Source organism: Blastococcus saxobsidens DD2 (assembly GCF_000284015.1).
GTDB classification, from domain to species: Bacteria; Actinomycetota; Actinomycetes; order Mycobacteriales; family Geodermatophilaceae; genus Blastococcus; species Blastococcus saxobsidens_A.
Genome location: NC_016943.1, coordinates 3,691,384 through 3,714,727 on the forward strand (window position 1 = coordinate 3,691,384; position 23,344 = coordinate 3,714,727).

General features: G+C 73.5%; 19 protein-coding genes and 3 tRNA genes. 7 read left to right on the forward strand and 15 right to left on the reverse strand.

Translation table 11 applies throughout. From position 1 onward, the window contains the following. Positions 1-65 precede the first annotated feature (65 nt). The 6 genes from BLASA_RS17480 to BLASA_RS17505 form a co-directional block, all read right to left on the reverse strand. Positions 66-138: transfer RNA gene (locus BLASA_RS17480), tRNA-Glu, on the reverse strand. A gap of 100 nt (positions 139-238) precedes the next feature. Continuing rightward, positions 239-311, reverse strand: a tRNA-Glu gene (locus BLASA_RS17485). Between the two features lie 43 nt (positions 312-354). Then, positions 355-426, reverse strand: a tRNA-Gln gene (locus BLASA_RS17490). Positions 427-505: 79 nt separating this feature from the next. Continuing rightward, positions 506-1,591, reverse strand: a complete 1,086-nt coding sequence (locus BLASA_RS17495; RefSeq protein ID WP_014377545.1) for a CPBP family intramembrane glutamic endopeptidase — start codon at positions 1,589-1,591, stop codon at positions 506-508. Further along, positions 1,588-3,063, reverse strand: coding sequence for a glutamate--tRNA ligase (gene gltX, locus BLASA_RS17500; protein ID WP_014377546.1), 1,476 nt, complete (start codon positions 3,061-3,063; stop codon positions 1,588-1,590). The genes BLASA_RS17495 and gltX overlap by 4 nt, the downstream gene beginning before the upstream one ends. Continuing rightward, positions 3,060-3,872: a fumarylacetoacetate hydrolase family protein gene (locus tag BLASA_RS17505; protein WP_014377547.1), complete on the reverse strand. Its 813-nt coding sequence runs from the start codon at positions 3,870-3,872 to the stop codon at positions 3,060-3,062. The genes gltX and BLASA_RS17505 overlap by 4 nt, the downstream gene beginning before the upstream one ends. Before the next feature lie 161 nt (positions 3,873-4,033). Here BLASA_RS17505 and BLASA_RS17510 point away from each other — a divergent pair, with 161 nt between their 5' ends. After that, complete coding sequence (locus tag BLASA_RS17510; protein WP_014377548.1) at positions 4,034-4,363, forward strand: putative quinol monooxygenase; 330 nt, start codon at positions 4,034-4,036, stop codon at positions 4,361-4,363. Between the two features lie 9 nt (positions 4,364-4,372). Then, positions 4,373-5,101, forward strand: a complete 729-nt coding sequence (locus BLASA_RS17515) for a glutamine amidotransferase (RefSeq protein WP_014377549.1) — start codon at positions 4,373-4,375, stop codon at positions 5,099-5,101. Here the strand turns inward: BLASA_RS17515 and cimA are convergent. From cimA to serA, 3 genes are all read right to left on the reverse strand, one after another. Beyond that, on the reverse strand, positions 5,092-6,672 hold the full coding sequence (gene cimA, locus BLASA_RS17520; RefSeq protein ID WP_014377550.1) for a citramalate synthase: 1,581 nt from the start codon (positions 6,670-6,672) through the stop codon (positions 5,092-5,094). The two genes, BLASA_RS17515 and cimA, sit on opposite strands and share 10 nt — an antisense overlap. Positions 6,673-6,921: 249 nt before the next feature. Continuing rightward, positions 6,922-7,944 (reverse strand): 3-isopropylmalate dehydrogenase, encoded by a 1,023-nt coding sequence (locus BLASA_RS17525; RefSeq protein WP_014377551.1) that lies wholly within the window; start codon positions 7,942-7,944, stop codon positions 6,922-6,924. Positions 7,945-7,960: 16 nt separating this feature from the next. Then, entirely contained in the window at positions 7,961-9,562 is a 1,602-nt protein-coding gene (gene serA, locus BLASA_RS17530) for a phosphoglycerate dehydrogenase (protein WP_014377552.1), read from the reverse strand. 125 nt (positions 9,563-9,687) lie between these two features. Between serA and BLASA_RS23635 the strand changes: the two genes are divergently transcribed. Both BLASA_RS23635 and BLASA_RS17540 read left to right on the forward strand, forming a co-directional pair. Then, positions 9,688-10,386 (forward strand): hypothetical protein, encoded by a 699-nt coding sequence (locus BLASA_RS23635; protein WP_014377553.1) that lies wholly within the window; start codon positions 9,688-9,690, stop codon positions 10,384-10,386. A gap of 123 nt (positions 10,387-10,509) precedes the next feature. Beyond that, a complete protein-coding gene (locus BLASA_RS17540; RefSeq protein ID WP_014377554.1) occupies positions 10,510-11,097 on the forward strand; it encodes a hypothetical protein in 588 nt (195 codons plus the stop codon). 63 nt (positions 11,098-11,160) lie between these two features. Here BLASA_RS17540 and ilvC read toward each other — a convergent pair whose 3' ends face one another. The 5 genes from ilvC to ilvD all read right to left on the reverse strand — a co-directional run bounded on the left by ilvC (position 11,161) and on the right by ilvD (position 19,686). Further along, positions 11,161-12,189: a ketol-acid reductoisomerase gene (ilvC, locus tag BLASA_RS17545; RefSeq protein ID WP_014377555.1), complete on the reverse strand. Its 1,029-nt coding sequence runs from the start codon at positions 12,187-12,189 to the stop codon at positions 11,161-11,163. A gap of 142 nt (positions 12,190-12,331) precedes the next feature. After that, entirely contained in the window at positions 12,332-12,859 is a 528-nt protein-coding gene (gene ilvN, locus BLASA_RS17550; RefSeq protein WP_014377556.1) for an acetolactate synthase small subunit, read from the reverse strand. Positions 12,860-12,952: 93 nt separating this feature from the next. Next, the gene (locus tag BLASA_RS17555) at positions 12,953-14,842 is read right to left on the reverse strand and encodes an acetolactate synthase large subunit (RefSeq protein WP_014377557.1); all 1,890 of its coding nucleotides are present in this window, start codon (positions 14,840-14,842) and stop codon (positions 12,953-12,955) included. A 235-nt stretch (positions 14,843-15,077) separates the two neighbouring features. After that, complete coding sequence (locus BLASA_RS23640) at positions 15,078-17,891, reverse strand: putative bifunctional diguanylate cyclase/phosphodiesterase (protein ID WP_014377558.1); 2,814 nt, start codon at positions 17,889-17,891, stop codon at positions 15,078-15,080. 70 nt (positions 17,892-17,961) lie between these two features. Then, complete coding sequence (gene ilvD, locus BLASA_RS17565) at positions 17,962-19,686, reverse strand: dihydroxy-acid dehydratase (protein WP_014377559.1); 1,725 nt, start codon at positions 19,684-19,686, stop codon at positions 17,962-17,964. A gap of 63 nt (positions 19,687-19,749) precedes the next feature. On the opposite strand from ilvD, the gene BLASA_RS17570 reads away from it, so the two are divergent. Next, positions 19,750-20,127: a PH domain-containing protein gene (locus tag BLASA_RS17570; RefSeq protein WP_014377560.1), complete on the forward strand. Its 378-nt coding sequence runs from the start codon at positions 19,750-19,752 to the stop codon at positions 20,125-20,127. On the opposite strand, the gene BLASA_RS17575 is transcribed toward BLASA_RS17570, so the two are convergent. Beyond that, positions 20,121-21,059, reverse strand: a complete 939-nt coding sequence (locus BLASA_RS17575) for a 2-hydroxyacid dehydrogenase (protein ID WP_014377561.1) — start codon at positions 21,057-21,059, stop codon at positions 20,121-20,123. The two genes, BLASA_RS17570 and BLASA_RS17575, sit on opposite strands and share 7 nt — an antisense overlap. Before the next feature lie 132 nt (positions 21,060-21,191). Between BLASA_RS17575 and BLASA_RS17580 the strand changes: the two genes are divergently transcribed. Together BLASA_RS17580 and BLASA_RS17585 are read left to right on the forward strand one after the other, a co-directional pair. After that, entirely contained in the window at positions 21,192-22,148 is a 957-nt protein-coding gene (locus BLASA_RS17580) for a DUF808 domain-containing protein (protein WP_014377562.1), read from the forward strand. Between the two features lie 23 nt (positions 22,149-22,171). Further along, positions 22,172-23,302, forward strand: a complete 1,131-nt coding sequence (locus BLASA_RS17585; protein WP_014377563.1) for a PQQ-dependent sugar dehydrogenase — start codon at positions 22,172-22,174, stop codon at positions 23,300-23,302. Positions 23,303-23,344: the final 42 nt, after the last annotated feature.

Genomic DNA, 23,344 nt, shown 5'->3' on the forward strand with positions numbered 1-23,344 from the left:
CGGCGTCGCTCCGGCCCGAAGACGGCGAGAGCCCCCGACCAGCAGGTCGGGGGCTCTCGAGCGCGTAGCCCCGAAGGGATTCGAACCCTCGCTACCGCCGTGAGAGGGCGGCGTCCTGGGCCGCTAGACGACGGGGCCGGACAGCGGACATGTTGCCATGGCCGGAGAGCCGGCCCGCACAGGGGTCCCCGGAGACGGCGAGAGCCCCCGGCCGGAAGGCCGGGAGCTCTCGGTCGCGTAGCCCCGAAGGGATTCGAACCCTCGCTACCGCCGTGAGAGGGCGGCGTCCTGGGCCGCTAGACGACGGGGCCGTGCTGTGTCACTGCTGTACTGCAAGAGGAACCAGGCTCCTCGCTGGGGTACCAGGACTCGAACCTAGACTAACGGAACCAGAAACCGTCGGGCTGCCAATTACCCCATACCCCATGGGTAGCACCTCGCGGCGCCGGAGAAGACGATACCTGACGCTCCGGCGGCCGGTCGAACCCACCCCCCGGCCAGCGGGTCAGTCCGCCGGAGCAAGCTCCGGCGCCGGCGGGCGGAGGTCCAGCGCCGGGGTGCGCGTCTCGGGCTGCGCGCGCCGCCGCCACCACGCGATCAGCGCCACGTAGCCTCCGAGGCCGGCCAGTCCGATGGCGGCCGGCACGGGGCCGGACAGCGCCGCAGCGGCCACTCCGGGGCCCAGCAGCCCGGCCAGCAGCAGCACCAGCACGTCGGTGACCACGTGCAGCGCGATCGCCGCTTCCAGCCCGCCGGTCAGGACCACGATCGCCGAGGCGGTCAGGCCGAACGCGAAGCGGGCGAGGAACGTCGCCAGGTCCGGCGGCAGGTGGACGAGCGAGAACAGGACCGAGCTGACCACGGCGGCCACCACCGCTCCGCTCGTCCGGGCGCCGGTCCAGCCGGCGACCGTCTGGCTCAGGTACCCCCGGAACAGGTACTCCTCGGCCGCGGACCGCACCGGCGTGGTCAGCAGGACGACGACGAGCAGCCAGCCCCACGACCGGACCGGTCCCTCGCTGCCACCGTCCTCGGCAGTGACGTGGAGGAGCACCGACAGCCCCAGGGCCGTTCCGGCGGCGAGCGTCGCCAGCAGGACCAGCCGAGGCAGCAGCCGCCGGCGCAACCGCGCGCGCACCGACGACGACCATCCCGCAGCCATGCCGTGCGCCACGGCCCACGCCAGCCAGACCACCGGCACCGCGACGGCGAGGGCGGCGTTCGTGAGCAGCAGGACGACCGGGTCGGTCGCGGCGAGCAGCGACAGGGCGGGGCGGACACCGGTGAGGATGCCGATCACGCCGAGGAGCGCGCCGACCACCACGGCGGCCACGCCCAGCAGGCCCCACCCGACCAGCGGCCGCCACCACGCCCAGTCGCGGGCGCGCATGGCGAGCAGGTACGGCTGCGGCTCGTCGTGCGGCGGCGTGCCGGGAGGCGGCGGCCAGACGACGGGCGCCGGAGCCGGGGCGGTACCGGCCGCCTGGGGCCACGGGCTGAGCGGGAACCGTCCCGGCTCCGGGCGCAGCGTCGGCGGCGGGCCGGCGTAGGGTGCCCCGGCCGGCCCGCCACCGGGTCCCGGCGGGGTCATCCCGCGGTGGCGACCGTGCGGGCCGCGGCCAGGCGCGCCAACGTCCGCTCCCGGCCCAGCAGCTCCATCGACTCGTACAGCGGCGGGGACACCGTCCGGCCGCTCACCGCGACGCGCACCGGCCCGAAGGCCTGCCGCGGCTTGCGGCCCAGGCCCTCCACCAGCGCCTCCTTCAGCGCCTGCTCGATCGCCGGAGTGGTCCACCCGGGGAGGTCGCGCAGCGCCGTCGCCGCCGCGTCGAGCACCTCGACCGCGGCCTCGCCGGACAGCTGCTTTTCCGCCGCCGCAGGATCGATCTCCACCTCGTCGACGAAGAGGAAGCCCAGCAGGCCGACCGCCTCCGACAGCACGATCATGCGCTCCTGGGCCAGCGGCGCGATCGCCGACAGCACCGCGGCCTGCTCCGCCGTCGGCGGCTCCGCGACGAGGCCGGCGCCGGCCAGGTACGGGGTCACCCGCTCGGTGAACTCCTCGACCGGCAGGGCCCGCAGGTGCGTGGCGTTGATCGCCTCGGCCTTCTTGAGGTCGAAGCGCGCCGGGTTGGCGCTGACGCGGGTGACGTCGAAGGCCGCGACCATCTCGGCCGTCGAGAAGATGTCCCGGTCCTCGGCGATCGACCAGCCCAGCAGCGCCAGGTAGTTGGCGAACCCCTCCGGCAGGAAACCCCGCTCCCGGTACACGTCGAGGTTGGACTGCGGATCGCGCTTGGAGAGCTTCTTGCTGCCCTCCCCGGTGACGTAGGGCAGGTGGCCGAACCGGGGGGTGCCCTGAGCGACGCCGATGTCGGTCAGCGCGCCGTAGAGGGCGAGCTGGCGCGGGGTCGAGGGCAGCAGGTCCTCGCCACGCAGCACGTCGGTGATCTGCATCAGGGCGTCGTCGACCGGGTTGACGAAGGGGTACAGCGGCGCACCGTTGCCCCGGACGAGCACGAAGTCCGGCACGGACCCGGCGGCGAACCGCACCTCGCCGCGCACCAGGTCGGTCCAGACCAGGTCCTCGTCGGGCATGCGCAGCCGCAGCACCGGCTGGCGGCCCTCGTCCCGGAAGGCGGTCTTCTGCGCGTCGGTGAGGAACCGGTCGGCGTTGTCGTAGCCGAGCTTGGGGTCCTGGCCGGCCGCGCGCCGGCGGGCGTCGACCTCCTCGTTGGTGGAGAAGGACTCGTAGGCGTGCCCGGCCTCGAGCAGCTTCGCCGCCACCTCGCGGTAGATGTCGTACCGCTCCGACTGGCGGTAGGGGCCGTGCGGACCGCCGACCTCGGGGCCCTCGTCCCACTCCAGGCCCAGCCACCGCAGGCAGTCGAGCAGGTGGCGGTAGGACTCCTCGGAGTCGCGGGAGGCGTCGGTGTCCTCGATGCGGAAGACGAACGTGCCGCCCGAGTGCCGGGCGTGCGCCCAGTTGAACAGCGCCGTCCGCATCAGCCCGACGTGGACCATGCCCGTCGGGGACGGGCAGAAGCGGGTGCGCACCGTCACCGGGCGCCACCGGCGGTGGAGACGGCCTCGGACTCGGTCACCGTGTTGGTGAGCGTGCCCAGCCCCTGGATCGTGACCGTGACCGTCTGGCCCGGGCGGATCGGGCCCACGCCCGACGGGGTGCCGGTCAGCACGACGTCACCGGGCAGCAGGGTCATCACCTGCGAGATGTAGGAGATCAGGGTGGGGATGTCGAAGAGCAGCTGGCTGGTGCGACCGGACTGGCGGCGCTCCCCGTCGACGTCGCAGGTGACCTCGAGGTCGGCGGCGTCCAGGCCGATGCCGGGCAGGTCGGTCTCGATCCACGGGCCCAGGGGGCAGAACGAGTCGAAGCCCTTGGCCCGGGTCCACTGTCCGTCGCTCTTCTGCATGTCCCGCTCGGTCACGTCGTTGCCGACCGTGTAGCCGAACACGCTGCCCAGCGCCTGCTCCGGCGTCACGTTGCGGGCACCGCGGGCGCCGATGACGACGGCGAGCTCCGCCTCGTGGTGCACGTTCGTGCTGCCCGGCGGGATGCGGATGGCGTCGCCGGGGCCGATGACCGACGTGGACGGCTTGAGGAACAGCAGGGGCTGCTCCGGGGCGTCCCCGGTGTTCATCTCCTTGACGTGCTCGGCGTAGTTCTTGCCGACGCACACCACCTTGCTCGGCAGGATCGGCGAGAGCAGCCGGATGTCGGCCTGCGCGAAGCGCGTACCGGTGAAGGAGATCTGGCCGAAGGGGTGGCCCTCGATCTGGGCGACCTGGCCGTCCCCGTCGAGGACGCCGAAGGACATGCCCTGCGGGGAGGCGAAACGGACGATGCGCACGACCCGACACTAGCCGCCGGGCGGCAGGGTGCCTGCCGACCAGCCGGATCCCGGACGGAGCCCGGCTCTTTCCTCGCCCGCGGTCGGGGGCCGGGGACGTACCGCTCCGCGGGCCGGGGGACGGCGAATGGCGGCGGTGTCGTCCGGAGGACGACGATGTCATGGTGATCCTGATCGTCGTGAAGTTCCCTGTCCGCCCCGACCGCGCCGACGAATGGGCCGGGCTGGCCGCCGACTACGCCCGCGCGGTGAACGCCGAGGAGGGCTCGCTGTTCTTCGAGTGGTCGCGGAGCCTCGAGGAGCCCGACACGTTCGTCTGCGTCGAGGGCTTCCGGGACGCCGCGGCCGGCGGTGCGCACGTGGCCACCGACGCCTTCACGCGCTTCGTCGAGCAGGCGCCGGACCTGGTGTCGGCCCAGCCGCAGATCATCTACGTGGACGCCCCCGAGGTCTCCGGCTGGGGCCCGATGGGCGAGATCCAGCCGCGCTGACCCCCGGTCGTGCGCCCCTTCCTGCTGCTCTCGTCCCGCGCCGAGGACGAGGCGGCCGACGCGGAGTACGCCGCGTTCCGGCGCTTCACCCGGCTTTCCGCGGACCGGCTGCACCGCATCCGGCTGGAGGCCGGCCCGCTGCCGGCGCTGGACCTGGACGGCTACGCCGGGGTCTTCCTCGGCGGCGGGCCGTTCAACTCCAGCGACCCCGCGGCGGAGAAGTCGGCCGTCCAGGTCCGGGTGGAGCGGGAGGTCGGCGAGCTGCTGGACGAGCTCGTCGAGCGGGATCAGCCCTTCTTCGGGGCCTGCTACGGCATCGGCACGCTGGGCACCCACCAGGGCGGGGTGGTCGACCGCACGTACGCCGAGCCGGTGTCGGCGGTGGAGGTGACGCTCACGCCCGCGGGCCGCGACGACCCGCTGCTGGCCGGGATCCCCGACCGGTTCCAGGCCTTCGCCGGGCACAAGGAGGCCTGCCGGGAGCTGCCGCCCGGGGCGGTGCTGCTGGCGTCGTCGGCGACCTGCCCCGTGCAGATGTTCAAGGTGCGGCAGAACCTCTACGCCACCCAGTTCCACCCCGAGCTCGACGTCGCCGGGATCGTGCAGCGGGTGCGCATCTACCAGCACGCCGGGTACTTCGCGCCCAGCGAGACCGACGCGGTGATCGGGCGGCTGACCCCCGCGGCCGTGACCGCGCCCGGACGGCTGCTGGCGAACTTCGTCGCCCGCTACGGCTGAGGACGGCGCAGGACGGCGTAGGCGAGCGCGTCCACCAGCGCGTGCCACGACGCCTCGACGATGTTGGCGTGCACCCCGACGGTGGTCCACTCCCCCGCCCCGTCGGTGGTGTCGATGAGCACCCGGGTGGTGGCGCTCGTGCCGCCCTTCCAGCCCAGGATGCGGACCTTGTAGTCGGCCAGCGCGACGTCGGCCAGCTGCGGGTAGCGGCTCACCAGCGCCTGGCGCAGCGCGTTGTCCAGCGCATTGACCGGGCCGTTCCCCTCGCCGGTGCTGATGATCCGCTCCCCGTCGACGTGCACCTTCACCGTGGCCTCGCTGACCACCACGCCGTTGCGCCAGTGCTCGACCGAGGTCCTGTAGCTCTCCAGCTCGAACAGCGGCGGCGGGGCCTCGGGCAGCTGGGACCGCAGCAGCAGTTCGAAGGAGGCGTCGGCAGCCTCGAACGACCAGCCGTCGGCCTCCAGGACCTTCACCTGGTCCACGACCCGGCCGATGGCATCGGCCTGGCCGGCGAGATCCACACCGAGCTCCCGGCCCTTGAGCTCGACCGACGCCCGGCCGGCCATCTCGGTGACCAGGATGCGCATGTCGTTGCCCACGACGGTGGGGTCGAGGTGGTTGTACAACCCCGGGCTGACCTTGATGGCGCTGGCGTGCAGACCTGCCTTGTGCGCGAAGGCCGAGGCACCCACGTAGGGCTGGTGGTCGTCGGGGGCGATGTTGGCCAGCTCCGCGATGGCGTGGCTGACCCGTTGCAGCTCCGGCAGGCACTCGGCCGGCACCGCGGGGATGCCCATCTTGGTGACCAGGTTCGCGACGAGCACGAAGGTGTCGGCATTGCCCGCCCGCTCCCCGTAGCCGTTCGCCGTCCCCTGCACGTGGGTGACCCCGGCCTCGACCGCGGCGAGGGTGTTGGCGACGGCGCAGCCGGTGTCGTCCTGGCAGTGGATGCCGAGCTTCCCGGGTGTCCGCGCCCGCACGTCGGCGACGACCCGGCCGACCCCCATCGGCAGCATGCCGCCGTTGGTGTCGCAGAGGACGCCGACCTCCGCGCCCGCGGCGAACGCCGCGTCCAGCACCCGCACCCCGTAGCCGGGGTCGGCGGCGTAGCCGTCGAAGAAGTGCTCGCAGTCGACGAACACCCGCCGGCCGTGTCCGACCAGGAAGGCGACGGTGTCGGCCACCATCGCCAGGTTCTCCTCCAGCGTGGTGCGCAGCGCCTCCCGCACGTGCCGGACGTCGGACTTGGCGACCAGGCACACGACCGGCGTCTCCGCGTCCAGCAGGGCCCGCACCTGCAGGTCGTCCTCCACCGCGACCCCGGCCTTGCGGGTCGAGCCGAACGCGACCAGCTGCGCGTGCTTCAACTGGAGCTCGGTGCGCGCCCGGGAGAAGAACTCGGTGTCCTTGGGCAGGGCGCCGGGCCAGCCCCCCTCGATGTAGCCGACCCCGATCTCGTCCAGCAGGCGGGCGACCGCGAGCTTGTCGGCGACCGAGTAGCTGACGCCCTCCCGCTGCGCGCCGTCGCGCAGGGTCGTGTCGAAGACGTGGAAGTCGGTGCTGGTCATGGGATCTCCGCGGGGACGTGGGCCCGAACACGAAAAAGACCCCCCGGTACGGGAGGTCTGCGCGCAGTCGGGGAGCTGACTGCGCGCTAGGCGATGAGAATCGTGCCGCTGGGGTGCATCGCGGTCAGTGAATCACAGCGGGACGGTCTCGAGCACGATCGCCGTCCTCACCGTGGGTCCGCCGTCCTCGGGCTGCAGCCCGAGGACGGCGACGGTGCGGCGAGGTCGGCCGCCCCGGGCTGGCCCCGCTCAGCCGCCGGCGAGCGCGGCCAGGCGGTCGCCGACGTCCGAGGTGCGGATCGGCCGCTGCGGGTCGCGGGTGGACAGGTCGAAGGCGACGGCGGCGTCCACCTTGCGGGCCTGCTCCGCGCGACCCAGGTGATCCAGCAGCAGCGCGACCGACAGCACCGTCGCGGTCGGGTCGGCGATCCCCTGGCCGGCGATGTCGGGCGCGGAGCCGTGGACGGGCTCGAACATGCTCGGATTGGTGCCCGAGGCGTCGAGGTTCCCGCTCGCGGCCAGGCCGATCCCCCCGGTCACCGCGGCGGCGATGTCGGTGACGATGTCGCCGAAGAGGTTGTCGGTGACGATGACGTCGTAGCGGCCCGGGTCGGTGATGAAGAACATCGAGGCGGCGTCGACGTGCTGGTAGGCGACGGCGACCTCGGGGAACTCGACCGAGACCTCCTCGACGGTCCGCGACCAGAGGCCGCCGGCATGGGTGAGGACGTTGGTCTTGTGGATCAGGGTCAGGTGCCTGCGCGGACGGGCGGCGGCCCGCTCGAAGGCGTACCGGACCACCCGCTCGACCCCGAACGCGGTGTTGAGGCTGACCTCGGTCGCGACCTCGTGCGGGGTGTCCCGGCGCAGCACACCGCCGTTCCCCACGTAGGGGCCCTCGGTGCCCTCCCGGACGCAGAGCATGTCGATCGGGCCGGGGTCGGCCAGCGGGCTCCGGACGCCGTCGAAGAGCCGGGCCGGGCGCAGGTTGACGTGGTGGTCGAGCTCGAAGCGCAGCCGCAGCAGGAGGCCGCGCTCCAGGATGCCCGGCGGCACCCCGGGGTCGCCGATCGCGCCGAGCAGGATCGCGTCGTGCTGGCGCAGCTCGTCGAGCACGGTGTCCGGCAGCAGCTCACCGGTCCGCTGCCACCGGGCCGCCCCGAGGTCGTACGGGGCCGTCTCCAGATCGGGGGCGACCGCGCGGAGGACCTTCAGTCCCTCCGCCACGACCTCCGGGCCGATGCCGTCTCCAGGGATCACTGCCAGGCGCATGGGAAGCGACCCTAGGTCAGAGCGTCGTGAGGTCCGCGGCCCGGGCGTCCTTCGCCCCGATGAGCCCGGCGATCTCCTCGAGCAGCTCGGCTCCGACGGGGCTGTCCACGGTCACGGCCATGAGCGCTTCGCCCCCCTCGTCGGCCCGGCTGACCTGGGCGCCGGCGATGTTGATCCCGGCCTCGCCCAGCGCCGCCCCGACCGCGCCGACGATCCCCGGGCGGTCGGCGTAGACGAAGAACAGCAGGTGGCCGGACGCGGCCAGGTCGATCTCGAAGCCGGCCACCTCGGTCAGCCGCGGCACCTGGTTCTTGCCGAAGAGCGTGCCGGAGACGGTCACCTGGGTGCCGTCGGCCATGGCGCCGCAGACCCGGACGTAGTTCCGGTAGGTCGGGCTCTCCGGGTCGCTGGTCAGGGCGATCTCCAGGCCGCGCTGCTCGGCGAGCAGCGGGGCGTTGACGTAGGTGACCTGCTCCTCGACGACGTCGGAGAAGACGCCCTTGAGCACGGCCAGGGAGAGCACCGAGACGTCGAACTCGGCGAGCTTGCCGCGGACGTCCACGGTGACCGACTGCGCCAGGCCGCCGGCGACGGAGGTGAACACCCGCCCCAGCTTCTCGGCCAGCGGGAGCCCCGGGCGCACGTCCTCGGCCACCACGCCGCCGGCCTGCACGTTCACCGCGTCCGGCACGAACTCGCCCAGCAGCGCCAGGCGCACCGAGCGTGCGACCGCGGCGCCGGCCTTGTCCTGGGCCTCCGTCGTCGAGGCACCGAGGTGCGGGGTGACGACGGCGTTCGGCAGGGCGAACAGGGGGCTGTCGGTGCACGGCTCGGTGGCGTAGACGTCGATGCCCGCGGCGCCCACCTGCCCCGACCGCAGCGCGTCGGCCAGCGCCGCCTCGTCGACCAGCCCACCACGGGCAGCGTTGACGACGATCACCCCCCGCTTCGTGGTGGCCAGCTCGGCGGCGCCGATGAGGCCGACGGTCTCCGGCGTCCTGGGCAGGTGGATGGTCAGGAAGTCCGACTCCCGGAGCAGCTCCTCGAGCGACACCATGCGCACACCCAGCTGGGCGGCACGCCCCGGCTGGATGTACGGGTCGTAGGCGATCAGCTCGACGTCGAACGCCGCCAGCCGCTGGGCCACCAGCTGACCGATGCGCCCGAGGCCCACCACGCCGACCGTCTTCTCGGTGACCTCGACGCCGGTGAACGCCGACCGCTTCCACTGGCCCTCGCGCAGCGACGCGTCGGCGGCCGGGATGTGCCGGGCGGCGGCCAGCAGCAGGGCCACGGCGTGTTCGGCGGCGCTGACGATGTTGGAGGTGGGGGCATTCACGACCATGACGCCGCGCTCGGTGGCGGCGGCCACGTCGACGTTGTCCAGGCCGATCCCCGCGCGGGCGACCACCTTCAGGTTCGGGGCCGCGGCGAGCGCCTCGGCGTCGATCTGCGTCGCGCTGCGGATCATCACGGCAGCCGCCTCGGCCAGCGCGGGCAGCAGTGCCGACCGGTCGGCCCCGTCGACATGCCGGATCTCGACGCCGGTCCCGAGCACCCCCAGGACGCTGGGCGCGAGCTCTTCGGCGATCAGGACGACGGGCGCGGACGTGGTCACGGGTGGACAGCCTAGGGAGGCGGCGGACCCGCGGGGCCACCGCCCAGGTCCTTGCTCCGGCGGGGGCGCCCCGACATCCTGACGGCGGAGAACCGGAATCATCCGGCGCCCGACGGAGGAGAACAGTGAGCCAGTCCGACGACCACGGTCGTTCCGAGTCCCAGCCCTCCGGTCCCGGCGGCGGGCCCCAGTACGGCCGGCCGGAGCACGGTCAGGGGCAGTACGGCGACCCCGCCTACACGCAGCAGTTCACGACGCCGGTCTCCTACGGCCAGCAGCCCTACCCCCAGCAGTACGGCCAGCAGTACGGCCAGCCGGCGGGCTTCCAGCAGCCCTACGGCGCCTACGGCACGTCCGCGGCCCCCGCCAAGCCCGGTGGGGTGATCACCGCTGCGGTGCTCGGCTTCGTCTTCGGGGCCTTCGGTGCCCTGATCAGCTTGTTCCTGATCATCGCGGGGGCGACGGCCACCACCGTCGGGGACGACCTGGAGCAGGAGGTCCCCGGTTTCGGCTCGATGGCCGGCGCGGTCGGTGGCGCCCTGCTGGTGGTCGGCCTGCTGGCCCTGGCCTGGACGGTGGTGATGATCTGGGGCTCGGTCTGGGCGCTGACCGGACGCAGCCGGGTCCTGCTGCTCGTCGGCGGCTCCGTGGCCGTCGCGATCGCCCTGCTGGGCATGCTCGGCAGCCTCGCCGGCAGCGGCGCCGCCGAGCTCGTGGGGAACCTGTTGTTCCTGCTGGCCGCCGCGGCGATCGTCGTGCTGCTCAGCACGAAGTCCGCCGCGCACTACTTCGCCGCGCACCGGTACCGCCGCACCGGTCACTGATCCGGGTGATCCGGGGCGGGGACCTGCGGCCGCGTCAGCTCATGGAGCCCGTACCGGCGTGAGGATCCCTACGATCGGTCACCAGGGAGCCACGTCGGCCCCCCCGACCAGGAGGACGCTGCGATGTCCAGCCCCACCCACGGCTCCGACCCCGACGACCCCCAGGGCGGCGCGCCACAGGGCCAGCCCGGCTGGGGTCCCCCGCCCGGCCAGGGCTACGGCCAGCCCGGCCAGGGCTACGGCCAGCCGGCCCAGGGCTGGGACCCGCCCGGCGGCCATCCGAACGCCCCCGCCGGCTACGGCCAGGCTCCCAGCGGTCAGCGCCCGACCCAGGTGACCGCCGCCGCGGTCATCGGCGTCGTCATCGGGGGCCTGGGCACCCTGGGCGGCCTGCTCAGCCTCTTCGCCCTCGGCACGCTGTTCGCGGTGGACGCGCTGCTGGGCATCCTGGCGCTGTTGTCGTTCGCGGCGGCCGTCGTGCTGCTGATCGGCGGCATCCAGGTGCTGCGCGGGCAGGACCCGAAGCTGCTGCTCCTCGGCAGCTACGCCTCGATCGTCACCCAGCTGCTCTACCTGGTGTGGGGGCTGATCCGGGACCAGGGCTTCGTCGTCACCGGCCTGCTGGGCTTCATCCTGCCGGTCCTCATCGTGGTGCTGCTCCGGTCGGGCCAGTCCCGGCAGTACTTCGCCTCGCGGGGCCAGTCGGTCTGACCGACGGCCACACGCGAGACGGCCCCCGCTGCTCGCGCAGCGGGGGCCGTCTCGCGTCCTGCCTCAGTTCCGGGCAGCGGTCCCGGTGTAGTCGTCGGAGGCCGACACCCAGCTCATCAGGCCGCGCAGCTTGCGCCCGGTCTCCTCGATCGGGTGCGCCTCGGCAGCGGCCCGCTTGGCCTTGAAGTCGGGCGCGCCGGCGTCCTGGTCGGCGATGAACGCCGCGGCCCAGGAGCCGTCCTTGATCGCCGCCAGCACGTCCTGCATCGACTCCTTGACGCGGGCGTCGATGACCTTCGGGCCGGAGGTGTAGTCGCCGTACTCGGCGGTGTCCGACACCGACCAGCGCTGCTTGGCGATGCCGCCCTCGTACATGAGGTCGACGATCAGCTTCAGCTCGTGGAGGCACTCGAAGTAGGCGACCTCGGGCTGGTAGCCGGCCTCGGTCAGGGTCTCGAACCCGGCGGTGATCAGCGCGCTCGCGCCACCGCAGAGGACGGCCTGCTCACCGAACAGGTCGGTCTCGGTCTCCTCGGCGAAGGTGGTCCGGATGACGCCGGCGCGGGTGCCGCCGATGGCCGCGGCGTAGGACAGCGCCAGCTGGAGCGCCGAACCGCCGGCGTCCTGCTCGACCGCCACGAGGCAGGGCACGCCCTTGCCGTTCTCGAACTCGCGGCGCACGAGGTGGCCGGGGCCCTTGGGGGCGACCATCGCGACGTCCACGCCGGCCGGGGGCTGGATGTAGCCGAACCGGATGTTGAAGCCGTGGCCGAAGAACAGCGCGTCGCCGTCCTGCAGGTTCGGCTCCACCGAGTCCTTGTACAGGTTCCGCTGCACGTGGTCGGGCGCCAGGATCATGATCAGGTCGGCCTCGGCCGACGCCTCGGCCGGCGTCACGACGCGGAGGCCCTCGGTCTCGGCCTTGGCCCGGCTCTTGCTGCCCTCCGGCAGGCCGACTCGGACGTCGACGCCCGAGTCCCGCAGGGAGAGCGCGTGCGCGTGCCCCTGGCTGCCGTAGCCCAGGACGGCGACGGTGCGCCCCTGGATGATCGAGAGGTCGGCGTCGTCGTCGTAGAAGATCTCGGCGGCCATGCTGTGTGCGTTTCCCTTCGGTTGGTTGTGCGAAGTCTCAGGCTGCGGGATCAAGCGGTGTCGATGGCGCGACTCCGCGCCCTGGTCCGCTCCTCGCTCGAAGCCGAACGCCGGCCTCGCTGCGATGCTCCCAGGGCTGTGGTCACGCGGTGCGCTCGACCGGGCGCAAGGTACCGGCGCCCGACATGGCCCGCGGTCCCCGGCCCAGGGCCACGGTGCCGGACTGGGCCATCTCCTTGATGCCGAGCGGCGCGAGCACCGCCAGGAGGGCCTGCAGCTTGTCCGGCGTCCCGGTGGCCTCGAGCGTCACCGTGTCGGGGTTGACGTCGATGACCCGGGCGCGGAAGAGCTCCGCGGTCTGCAGCACCTGGGTGCGCTCCGCCATGGCGGCGCGCACCTTCACCAGGAGCAGCTCGCGCTGGACGGCGGCGCCGCCGTCCAGCTCGACGATCTTGATGATCTCGATGAGCTTGTTCAGCTGCTTGGTGATCTGCTCCAGCGGCTGGCTCTCCGCGTCGACGACGATCGTCATGCGCGAGAGGTCGGGGTTCTCGGTGGGCCCGACGGCCAGCGACTCGATGTTGAACCCGCGCCGGCTGAACAGGGCCGAGACGCGGGCCAGCACACCGGACTTGTTCTCGACGAGGACCGACAGCGTGTGGCGTGACATTGCGGAAGGTGACCTTTCGGATCGACCGGCACCGTGGCGGCCCCCTCGAGGGGCCCGTCGCGAGCGGAGCGAGGGGTGGGGGAAGGGGGGGTCCTAGACCTGCCCGTCGCCGAAGACCGGGCGCACGTCGCGCGCGGCCAGGATCGCGTCGTTGCTGGCGCCCGCGGCGACCATCGGCCACACCTGGGCGTCGGAGCCGACGATGAAGTCGATCACGACCGGGGCGTCGTTGATCGCCATGGCCTTCTCGATGACGGCGTCGACGTCGTCCTTGCTCTCGCAGCGGAGCCCGACGCAGCCGAGCGCCTCGGCCAGCGCGACGAAGTCGGGGATGCGCACCGGCTTCTGCCGGGCACCTCCGCCGGTCCCCCGCTCCTGCAGCTTGGTGTTCGAGTACCGGCCCTCGTAGAAGAGGGTCTGCCACTGCCGGACCATGCCGAGGTTGCCGTTGTTGATGACGGCGACCTTGACCGGGATCCCCTCGATGGCGCAGGTGGCGAGCTCCTGGTTGGTCATCTGGAAGCAGCCGTCGCCGTCGATGGCCCAGACGGTCGTGTCGGGGCAGCCGTACTTGGCGCCCATCGCGGCCGGGACGGCGTAGCCCATGGTGCCCAGGCCGCCGCTGTTGAGCCAGGTGCCCGGCTTCTCGTACCGGATGAACTGGGCGGCCCACATCTGGTGCTGGCCGACGCCGGAGGTGTAGATGGCGTCGGGGCCGGCGATCGCGCCCAGCCGCTCGATCACGTACTGAGGCGACAGCGCGCCGTCCTCCGGCCAGTCGTAGCCGAGCGGGTAGCGCTCCTGCCAGTCGTCCAGCTGTGCCCACCAGGCCGCGAGGTCCGGCGTGCGGCCCGCCGCGTGCTCGGCACGGAGCGCCTCGGTCAGCTGGGCGATCGTCTCCTTGGCGTCACCCACGATCGGCACGTCGGCCTTGCGGTTCTTGCCGATCTCGGCCGGGTCGATGTCGGCGTGCACGACTCGGGCCTCCGGTGCGAAGCTGGACAGCTCCCCGGTCACGCGGTCGTCGAAGCGCGCTCCCAGCGCGACGATGACGTCGGACTTCTGCAGGGCGGTCACCGCCGCGACGGTGCCGTGCATCCCCGGCATGCCCAGGTGCTGGCGGTCGCTGTCGGGGAACGCGCCGCGGGCCATGAGGGTGGTGACCACCGGGGCGCCGGTCAGGCGGGCGAGCTCGACCAGCTCCTCGGTGGCGTCCGCCTTCAGCACGCCGCCGCCGACGTAGAGCACCGGCCTGCGGGCACCGGCGATCAGGGTGGCCGCCTCGCGCACCTGCTTGCCGTGCGGGCGGGTGGTCGGCTTGTAGCCGGGCAGGTCCATCCGCGGCGGCCAGGCGAAATCGGTGGTGGCCTGCAGGACGTCCTTGGGGATGTCGACCAGGACCGGCCCGGGGCGGCCGGTGGAGGCCAGGTGGAACGCCTCGGCGATCCGCTGCGGGATCTCCGCAGCGCTGGTCACGAGGAAGTTGTGCTTGGTGACCGGCATCGTGATGCCGCGGATGTCCGCCTCCTGGAAGGCGTCGGTGCCGATGGCGGCGCTGGGGACCTGGCCGGTGATGGCGACGATCGGGACCGAGTCCATGTAGGCGTCGGCCAGCGGGGTCACGAGGTTGGTCGCGCCGGGGCCGGAGGTGGCCATGCAGACGCCCACCCGGCCGGTGGCCTGGGCGTACCCGGTGGCCGCGTGGCCGGCGCCCTGCTCGTGGCGGACCAGCACGTGCCGCACGTGGGAGTCGAACAGCGGGTCGTACGCGGGCAGGATGGCGCCGCCCGGGATGCCGAAGACCACGTCGACGCCAACCGCCTCGAGGGAGCGGACGAGGCTCTGCGCCCCGGTGATGCCGGTGGCCGGCTCGGCGGCGGCGTCGGCCAGGGAGCGGGCCGTGGTCTCGACGCCGGTCAGCGCCGCGGCAGCCTCGCGGGTGGGGGCCTCGGAGCCCGGGGCCTCGTGCTGGGTGCTGGTCATTGCGCGGATCTCCTGTGCCTTGCGGCGGTGGTACGGGCTGGTGCGACGGGCGGCGTGCTCGCTGTGCGGCAGGTCAGGGCCAACAAAAAACCCCTCGTGCCACGGGCACGAAGGGTCAGCGCGTCGGTCGGTGACCGGACGCGCTACGCGATTACGAGGACGCCGCAGGTGCGGGCGTCGGCGAGCATGCTGGTGCGAGGCACGCAGACACTGTGCGCCTCACGACGGCGGGACGTCAACTGCCCGGTCTCACCATGTGGACACCGGAGTCCAGATCCGCCGCTCCCCCGTCGAGGACGGTCGGGTCGAAGGTGTCCAGCAGCGCCCGCAGGTCGGCGAACGGCATCGGCCGCCCGAACAGGTAGCCCTGGAGATAGCGGCAGTCCATCGCCCGCAGCTCGGCGACCTGCTCCTCGGTCTCGACGCCCTCGGCGACGACGTCCATGCCGAGCGTCCGGCCGAGCTCCACCACGCTGGCCACGAGGGCGCGCCCCCGCGGGCCGGTCTCGATCCCTGCCACGAACTCGCGGTCCATCTTCAGGACCTGGACCGGCAGCCGGGCGAGGTAGGCCAGCGACGACCACCCGCGGCCGAAGTCGTCGAGCGAGAGCACGACGCCCATGCCGCGCAGGGTCTCCAGGTCGCTGACCAGCCCGCCCTCCGCGTCGAGCAGCACCGACTCGGTCAGCTCCAGCATCAGCTTGCCCGGTGGCAGATGTGCCGCGGCCAGCGCCGCGGCGACGTCCGGAGCCAGGCAGCCGGCCTGCAGGTGCCGGACCGAGACGTTGACGCCCATCTGGACGTCCCAGCCGTCGGCCATCAGCACGGCGGCCTGGCGCGTGGCCACCTCGAGCACCCAGCGCTGCAGCGGGACGATGAGCCCGTCCTCCTCCGCGAGGTGGATGAACTCGTCAGGCGACACCGTGCCGAGCAGCGGGTGCTCCCAGCGCACGAGCGCCTCCAGGCCCAGCACCCGCCGGTCGTGCACGCCGACGACCGGCTGGTAGAGGACCCGCAGCTGCCCCTGCTCCAGCGCGGTCGGCAGATCACGGGCCAGCCGGGTGCGCCGGCCGATCGCGGCGTCGATCGCCTCGCCGGAGGAGCGCACGCAGCGCTTCCCCGCCGCCTTCGCGGCCCGCAGCGCCAGGTCAGCCTGGCGGACGACGGCCGGCACGTCGCCGGAGCCGCCCACCTCGGCCAGCCCGATGCTGCCCGAGACGGCGAACAGCGGGCCGCCCCCGTCGTCGCCCAGGGTGGGCGCCCGGAAGGACCGGTCCAGGGCGACGACCAGCCGCTCGGCCAGACCGGTCGCCTCGTCGGGCCCGCCCGGCACCAGCAGGGCGAACTCGTCGCCGCCCAGCCGGGCCACCAGGTCCTGCTCCCGCGCCCCCGCGCGCAGCTGGTCGGCCACCTGGGCGAGCAGCTGGTCACCGGCGTCGTGGCCGGCCACGTCGTTGACCGCCTTGAAACCGTCGAGGTCGACCAGCAGCACGCAGCTCCGCTCGCCGTCGGCGGCGCGCGCCCCGGCCTCCTCCAGCGCGGCGACGAACCGGGCGCGGTTGGGCAGACCGGTGAGGTAGTCGGTGTAGGCGAGCCGCTCCAGCTCGCGCTGGGCGACGTGCCGCTCGGTCACGTCGCGCAGATGGAGCACGAGGCCATCGCCCAAGGCCGAGTCCGGAAGACCGGCCCGTGCCGAGCCGGCCAGTTCCACGTACCGCAGGTCCCCCGTGCGGGTGCGCAGGCGCACCGTGGTGGGAAGGGGGTGCGCCGAGCGCCGGGACCCGGTGACCACGCCGGTCAGCACCCCGTGGTCGGCCGGATCGAGCAGGTCTGTCAGCCGCCGGCCGGTCAGCTCCCGGTCGGTCCAGCCCAGCCGGCTCCGGGTGGCACCGGAGACCCAGCGCAGCGTCCCGCCGGCGTCGAGCACGACGGTGACGTCCTCGGCGCTGGCGGCCAGCGCGCGGAAGTAGGCCTCGGTCTCCTGCAGCCGGCGGGTCAGCCGCCCGCCGTCGAGGACCCACAGCAGGCTGCGCAGCGAGGTGCAGAGCACGAGCATCGCGATGGCGATCCGCTCGAAGGTGCAGAAGGCGTGGCCGGTGCTCAGCACCGCCACCACGACGCCGGCCACGCCGTAGGCCGCGACGTGGCTGACGACCAGGCCGAACATCGGCAGCCCGGCGGGCGTCCCACCGTGCGGGCGGTGCCCGGGATCGGTGTCGACGGCACGGACCACCGCCGCCAGCATCACCGCCCCGGCGACGCCGGTCAGCAGGTCGGCCGACGTGTCCCCCAGCACCGGGGCGAGCGCGCCGGCGACCGCGACGACCGACGCCCCGACCATCGCCACCAACACCCACACGGCCGGGCGGCGGCGGTTCGCCGCCGCCCGGGAGACCACCATGAGCGCGATGCCGCACAGCAGCGCTCCCGCGAGGGGATAGCCCATGGCGAGGAGGAAACCGGACAGACCCCGGCTGCCGACCACGGCCTCGCAGAGCACCAGGCCGGCCAGCAACGCCACCGCGACCACCACGATCGCGCTGTCCAGCAGCTCCCGCACGCCCGCACGCCGGCCGTCCCGCGACGGCAGCAGCAGCAGGCAGGCCGCCAGAGCCAGGGGCACGGCGAGCACCTGCGGGACGTGGGCGGCCGCGCTCTGCGCGTCGCCGACGGCGGCGCCGAGGCCATCGATCAGCCGGCCGGCCGCCAGCAGCCCACCGACCACCGCCAGGAGCCGCCACGGCCGGCCCGAGCGCCGGTCCAGCCGGGACGAGTGGCGGTGGACGACCACGCCGGCCGCAGCCGCCGAGACGGCGAGGCCCAGGGTGAGCACCGGCTCCGCCGTCGCGCCCAGGGCCGCCCGCAGGACGACGCCGCCGAGAGTGAGCGCCGCCAGCACGGCCAGGAAGATCAGGGACTCCCGGAGCTCGCGCGCCGGAGCGGCGGCCGCCGGGACGGCGGGTGCCGCAGCGCGGGGCGGTGGCGCGAACGGAAGGCCCGGCGGTCCCTCGAGGGCACCGCCGTGCGACCACCGCTCATGGAGCTCCACGCTCCTCCCGTCGGCAGCCGGGAGGCGGCGGTCAAGGCCACGCCGCCGGCACCTCACCCCTCAGGGGGGCTCATCCGCAGATGGCGCCCTGCGCGGCCGAGCCGACGAGCTTCGCGTACTTGCCGAGCACCCCGGTGGTGTACCGCGGCGGCAGCGGCGCCCAGCCGTCCGCCCGGCTGGCCAGCTCGTCGGCGTCGACCAGCAGGTCCAGCGTCCGGGTGGTCAGGTCCAGCCGGATCCGGTCGCCGTCGCGCACGAAGGCGATCGGGCCGCCGTCGGTCGCCTCGGGGGCGACGTGCCCGATGCAGAGTCCCGTGGTGCCACCGGAGAACCGGCCGTCGGTGAGCAGCAGGACGTCCTTGCCGAGCCCGGCGCCCTTGATCGCGCCGGTGACGGCGAGCATCTCCCGCATCCCCGGGCCGCCGCGCGGGCCCTCGTAGCGGATGACGACGACGTCGCCGGGCTGCAGCGTGCCGTCGGTGACGGCGTCCATGGCGCCCTGCTCGCCGTCGAACACCCGCGCGGTGCCCTCGAAGACGTCGGCGTCGAAGCCGGCGGACTTCACGACCGCCCCCTCGGGGGCCAGCGTGCCGCGCAGGATGCTCAGCCCGCCCGTCTTGTGGATCGGGTCGTTCATGGCGTGCACGATCGTGCCGTCGAGGTCCGGCGGGGCGATCTCGGCCAGGTTCTCGGCCATCGTCTTTCCGGTGACGGTGAGCGTGTCGCCGTGCAGGAGCCCGGCGTCGAGCAGCGCGCGCAGGACGACGGGCACCCCGCCGACCCGGTCGACGTCGGTCATGACGTACTTGCCGAAGGGCTTCACGTCGGCGAGGTGCGGGGTGCGGTCGCCGATCCGGTTGAAGTCGTCGAGGGTCAGCTCGACCTGGGCCTCGTGGGCGATGGCGAGCAGGTGGAGGACGGCGTTGGTCGAACCGCCCAGGGCCATGACGACGGTGATCGCGTTCTCGAACGCCTCCCGCGTCATGATCTGCCGCGCGGTGATGCCCTTGCGGAGCAGGTTGACCACCGCCTCGCCGGACGCGATCGCGTACGCGTCGCGCCGGTTGTCGGGGGCGGGCGGGGCGGCGCTGCCCGGCAGCGCCATGCCGAGCGCCTCGGCGACGCTGGCCATCGTGTTGGCCGTGTACATGCCGCCGCAGGACCCCATGCCCGGGCAGGCGGCCTTCTCGATCGCGTCGAGCTCGTCCTGGGTGATGAGGCCCCGGGCGCACGCGCCGACGCCCTCGAAGACGTCGATGATCGTGAGGTCCCGGTCGCCGAGCTTGCCCGGCAGCGTGGAGCCCGAGTAGAGGAAGACGCTCGCCAGGTCCAGCCGCGCGGCGGCCATGAGCATGCCCGGGAGCGACTTGTCGCAGCCGGCCAGCAGGACCGAGCCGTCCAGCCGCTCGGCGAACATGACGGTCTCGACCGAGTCGGCGATCACCTCGCGGGACACCAGCGAGGCCCGCATGCCTTCGTGGCCCATGGAGATGCCGTCGGAGACGGAGATGGTGCCGAACTCCAGCGGGAAGCCACCGGCGGCGTGCACGCCCTCCTTGGCCCGCTTGGCCAGCCGGTCCAGCGAGAGGTTGCACGGGGTGATCTCGTTCCACGACGAGGCGACGCCGATCTGCGGCTTGGCGAAGTCGTCGTCGCCCATGCCCACCGCACGGAGCATCGCCCGCGCCGGCGCCTTGGCCATCCCGTCGGTCACCTCGTGGCTGCGGGGCTTGAGCGGGCTGTGCGTCGCGCTCGCGGGCTCGTTGCCGGGGATGAGGTCCTCGCCGATCGTCACGGGTCCGGATGGTAGGCCTGCGGCCGCACCCGCTGCCGCAGCCGGGTGGGAGGATGGCCGGCCGTGAGCTCTCCCGTCCGGTTCCGGATGTCCCGCAGCGCGCTGATCCCGGTCCTCGTCCTGGCCTTGTGCATCCTGCCGACGGCGGCGGTGACGTGGTGGACGCTGCTCCTGCTGCTGGTGCCCGTGGCCGTGGCCTGCTGGGTGCTGCGGAGCGGGACCGACGTCGGCGACGACGGGGTCACCGCCCGGGCCGTGCTCGGCTCCCGGACCGTGCGCTGGACCGAGCTCGCCGGCATCCGGATCGGGGAGCGCGGGGACCTCTGGCTGGTGACCACCGCGGCGACGGAGGTGCGGCTGCCGGTGGTCCGGGCACGGGACCTCCCCGCCCTGGCCGCGGCGTCGGGCGGCCGGCTGGAGATCCCGGCACTACCTCAGTAGGCGCCCACCACGTCGACCAGTGGTTCCCCGGCCAGGATCCGGCCGATCTGCGCGGTGACGGCCGCGACCGCACGCTCGCCCGTCCGTGGCACCTCTCCCGCGACGTGCGGGGTGAGCAGCAGTCCCGGCGCTCGCCACAGCGGGTGCCCGGCGGGCAGCGGCTCGGGGTCGGTGACGTCGAGCGCCGCCCGCAGCCGACCCGAGGTCAGCTCCGTGACCAGGGCGTCGGTGTCCACGATCCGCCCGCGAGCGGCGTTGACCAGGAGCGCCCCGTCGGGCATCGCAGCCAGGAAGCGGGCGTCGACCATGCCGGCGGTCTCCGGCGTCAGGGGGACGATCAGGATCACGACGTCGGCGTGCGGGAGCAGCCCGGGCAGCTCGTCGGTGCCGCGCACGTCCCCGCGGGCGGTGCGGGCGACATAGATCGGCTCGACGTCGAACCCGGCCAGCATCCGGCCGATGGCGCGGCCGATGTCCCCGGCCCCGACCACCAGCACCCGCGCACCCACCAGCGACCGGTGCGTGGCGAACGACCAGCGTTCCGCGTCCTGCTCCCGGACGAAGAAGGGCAGCCCGCGCTGGGCGGCCAGCGTGGCGGCCACCGCCCACTCGGCGGTCGAGGGGGTGTGCGCGCCGCGGGCGTTGCAGAGGACGACGCCCTCGGGCAGTCGCCCCGCCAACCCCTCGACGCCGGCGCTGATCGACTGGACCAGCTGCAGCCGGGGCAGCGCCTCGAGCAGACCCTCCGGCGCGGTCCGCGTCGAGGGCACCCAGACCTGGGCCTGCGCAGCCTCCCCGTGGGGTAGCCCGTCCGCCGGCTTCCAGCGGTGCGCCCGCACCCGGGGCGACAGCGCCTCCACCGCCGCCTCCAGACGGCGGGAGGACAGCAGCACGTGCAGCGTCTCGTCCGCCGCAAGCTCCAGGGTGGTCACCGTGCCACGCTAGCGAGTGACTCGCCCCCATCCGCAGGTCACCCGCTTCCGGGCCGCCCGCGCGGAGCGCGGCCGGACAGGCGACCATTCGTGGGACGGCACACACGTGCGCACCGACCGGAAGGACTTCCCGTGGCGGGTGGACTCGTAGCCCTGCTCGACGACGTGGCGGTGCTGGCACGCGCCGCCGCGGCCTCGATCGACGACATCGGGGCCGCGGCCGGCCGGGCCAGCATGAAGGCCGCCGGCGTCGTCGTCGACGACACCGCGGTCACGCCGCAGTACGTGCACGGCCTCGCGGCCCAGCGGGAGCTGCCGATCATCCGGAAGATCGCCCTCGGCTCGCTGCGCAACAAGCTGCTGGTCATCCTGCCCGCGATCCTGCTGCTCAGTCAGTTCCTGCCGTGGCTGCTGACCCCGATCCTCATGCTCGGTGGCGCCTACCTCTGCTACGAGGGCGCGGAGAAGATCTGGCACAAGGTCAGCGGGCATGCCGAGTCCCATGCGTCGGTGGAGGACGCCCTCCCCGACGAGAAGACGATCGTGTCCGGGGCCGTGCGCACCGACTTCATCCTGTCGGCCGAGATCATGGTCATCAGCCTCAACGAGGTGGCCAGCGAGGCGTTCTGGTCCCGGGCGATCATCCTGCTCGTCGTCGCGATCGGCATCACCGTCCTGGTGTACGGCGTCGTCGGCGTCATCGTGAAGATGGACGACGTCGGGCTGAACCTCTCCCAGCGCGCCGGGAAGGGCGTGGCCGCATTCGGCCGCGGGCTGGTGAAGGGGATGCCCAAGCTGCTCGCCGGGCTCACCGTGGTCGGTACCGCGGCGATGCTGTGGGTCGGTGGCCACATCATCCTGGTCGGAAGTGACGAACTGGGCTTCCACCCGATCTACGAGTTCGTGCACCACCTGGAGGAAGCGGCGCACGACGCCACCGGGGCCTTCGGCGGCGTCATCGGCTGGCTGGTCAACACGCTGGGCAGCGCCGTCCTCGGACTGGTCGTCGGCGCGATCATCGTGGCGGTCATGAACCCGACGGTGCACCGGAAGAAGGCCGACGCCGGCAGCGAGGCGGGGGCGCACTAGTCCGGCGCACGTACGCTGGGCTGGTGAGGCCGACGAGGGCGCTGCGCGCGCCGCGGGTGGTCGGCGCTCTGCTCGCCGGGCTGCTGCTGACCGCCTGCTCGGACGGTGGCTACGAGCCGGCCGGCCCGTTCCGCCCGCTGCCGGAGGGCGCCCCGCCCGAGGTCGGGCCGCCACCGGCCACCGTCCCGGCGCCGGTCGACCCGGCCCAGCCCGGGTCGGGCGAGGAGGAGGGCGACCCGAACGTCGTCGCCTCAGGGCTGAGCGTGCCCACCGGTGTCGTGCTGCTCCCCGACGGCTCGGCGATCGTCGGCGAACGGGACACGGGCCGCCTGCTCCAGGTCTTCCCCGACCGGTCCCCGGCCAAGGAGCTCATGACCGTGCCGGGGATCGACACCACCGGTGACGGCGGACTGCTGGGGCTGACCCTCTCCCCCACGTTCCTCGAGGACGGGCTGCTGTTCGCCTACGTCTCCACCGCTACCGACAACCGGGTGGTGCGCTTCCCGATCGGCGGGACGCCGAACCCGGTGCTCACCGGGATCCCGCGGGGTGAGGTCGGCAACGGCGGTGGGCTGCTCACCGGGGCCGACGGTCATCTCTACGTGGGCACCGGCGACGCCGGGAACCCCGCGCTCGCCGCCGACCCGGCGTCCCTGGCGGGCAAGGTGCTGCGGATCGACGTCTTCGGCCGCCCCGTCGGGGGGAGCAGCCCGGTGTTCAGCCGCGGCCACCGCGACGTCACCGCCCTGTGCCAGGACGAGGAACGGATCTACGCCACCGACGAGGCCCGCCAGGGCCCCGACGAGTTCGACGTGGTCACCGAGGGCGGCGACGGCGCGCCGCTGCTCGACGTCCCCGCGGAGGAGGGCGGGCTGGGCGGCTGCGCCGTCGCCAACGGCACCGTGTTCCTCGGCGCGCTCGACGGGCAGCGGGTGCACGTGTTCACGCTCGACGAGAGCGGCGCACCGCTGGAGGACGTCTCCGACGAGGTGCTGGGCGGCAGCTACGGCCGGCTGCGCAGCGTCGTCCTCGACACCCAGGGCGCGCTCTGGGTGACGACGTCGAACAAGGACGGCATCGGCACCCCCGCCGAGGACGACGACAAGGTGCTGCGCATCCAGCCCCCCGGCGGCCAGCCCACGTCCCCGCTATGACACTGCGGTCCTCCGGACCGCACCGCGGCCAGGTGCCGTGCC

Excerpts from the sequence above, each read along its gene's own strand:
- BLASA_RS17525 (WP_014377551.1), bottom strand. The coding sequence starts at position 7,944 with ATGCGCCTGGCAGTGATCCCTGGAGACGGCATCGGCCCGGAGGTCGTG.
- BLASA_RS17555 (WP_014377557.1), bottom strand. The coding sequence starts at position 14,842 with ATGACCAGCACCCAGCACGAGGCCCCGGGCTCCGAGGCCCCCACCCGC.
- BLASA_RS17540 (WP_014377554.1), top strand. The coding sequence starts at position 10,510 with ATGTCCAGCCCCACCCACGGCTCCGACCCCGACGACCCCCAGGGCGGC.
- cimA (WP_014377550.1), bottom strand. The coding sequence starts at position 6,672 with ATGACCAGCACCGACTTCCACGTCTTCGACACGACCCTGCGCGACGGC.
- ilvN (WP_014377556.1), bottom strand. The coding sequence starts at position 12,859 with ATGTCACGCCACACGCTGTCGGTCCTCGTCGAGAACAAGTCCGGTGTG.
- BLASA_RS17495 (WP_014377545.1), bottom strand. The coding sequence starts at position 1,591 with ATGACCCCGCCGGGACCCGGTGGCGGGCCGGCCGGGGCACCCTACGCC.
- ilvC (WP_014377555.1), bottom strand. The coding sequence starts at position 12,189 with ATGGCCGCCGAGATCTTCTACGACGACGACGCCGACCTCTCGATCATC.
- BLASA_RS17510 (WP_014377548.1), top strand. The coding sequence starts at position 4,034 with ATGGTGATCCTGATCGTCGTGAAGTTCCCTGTCCGCCCCGACCGCGCC.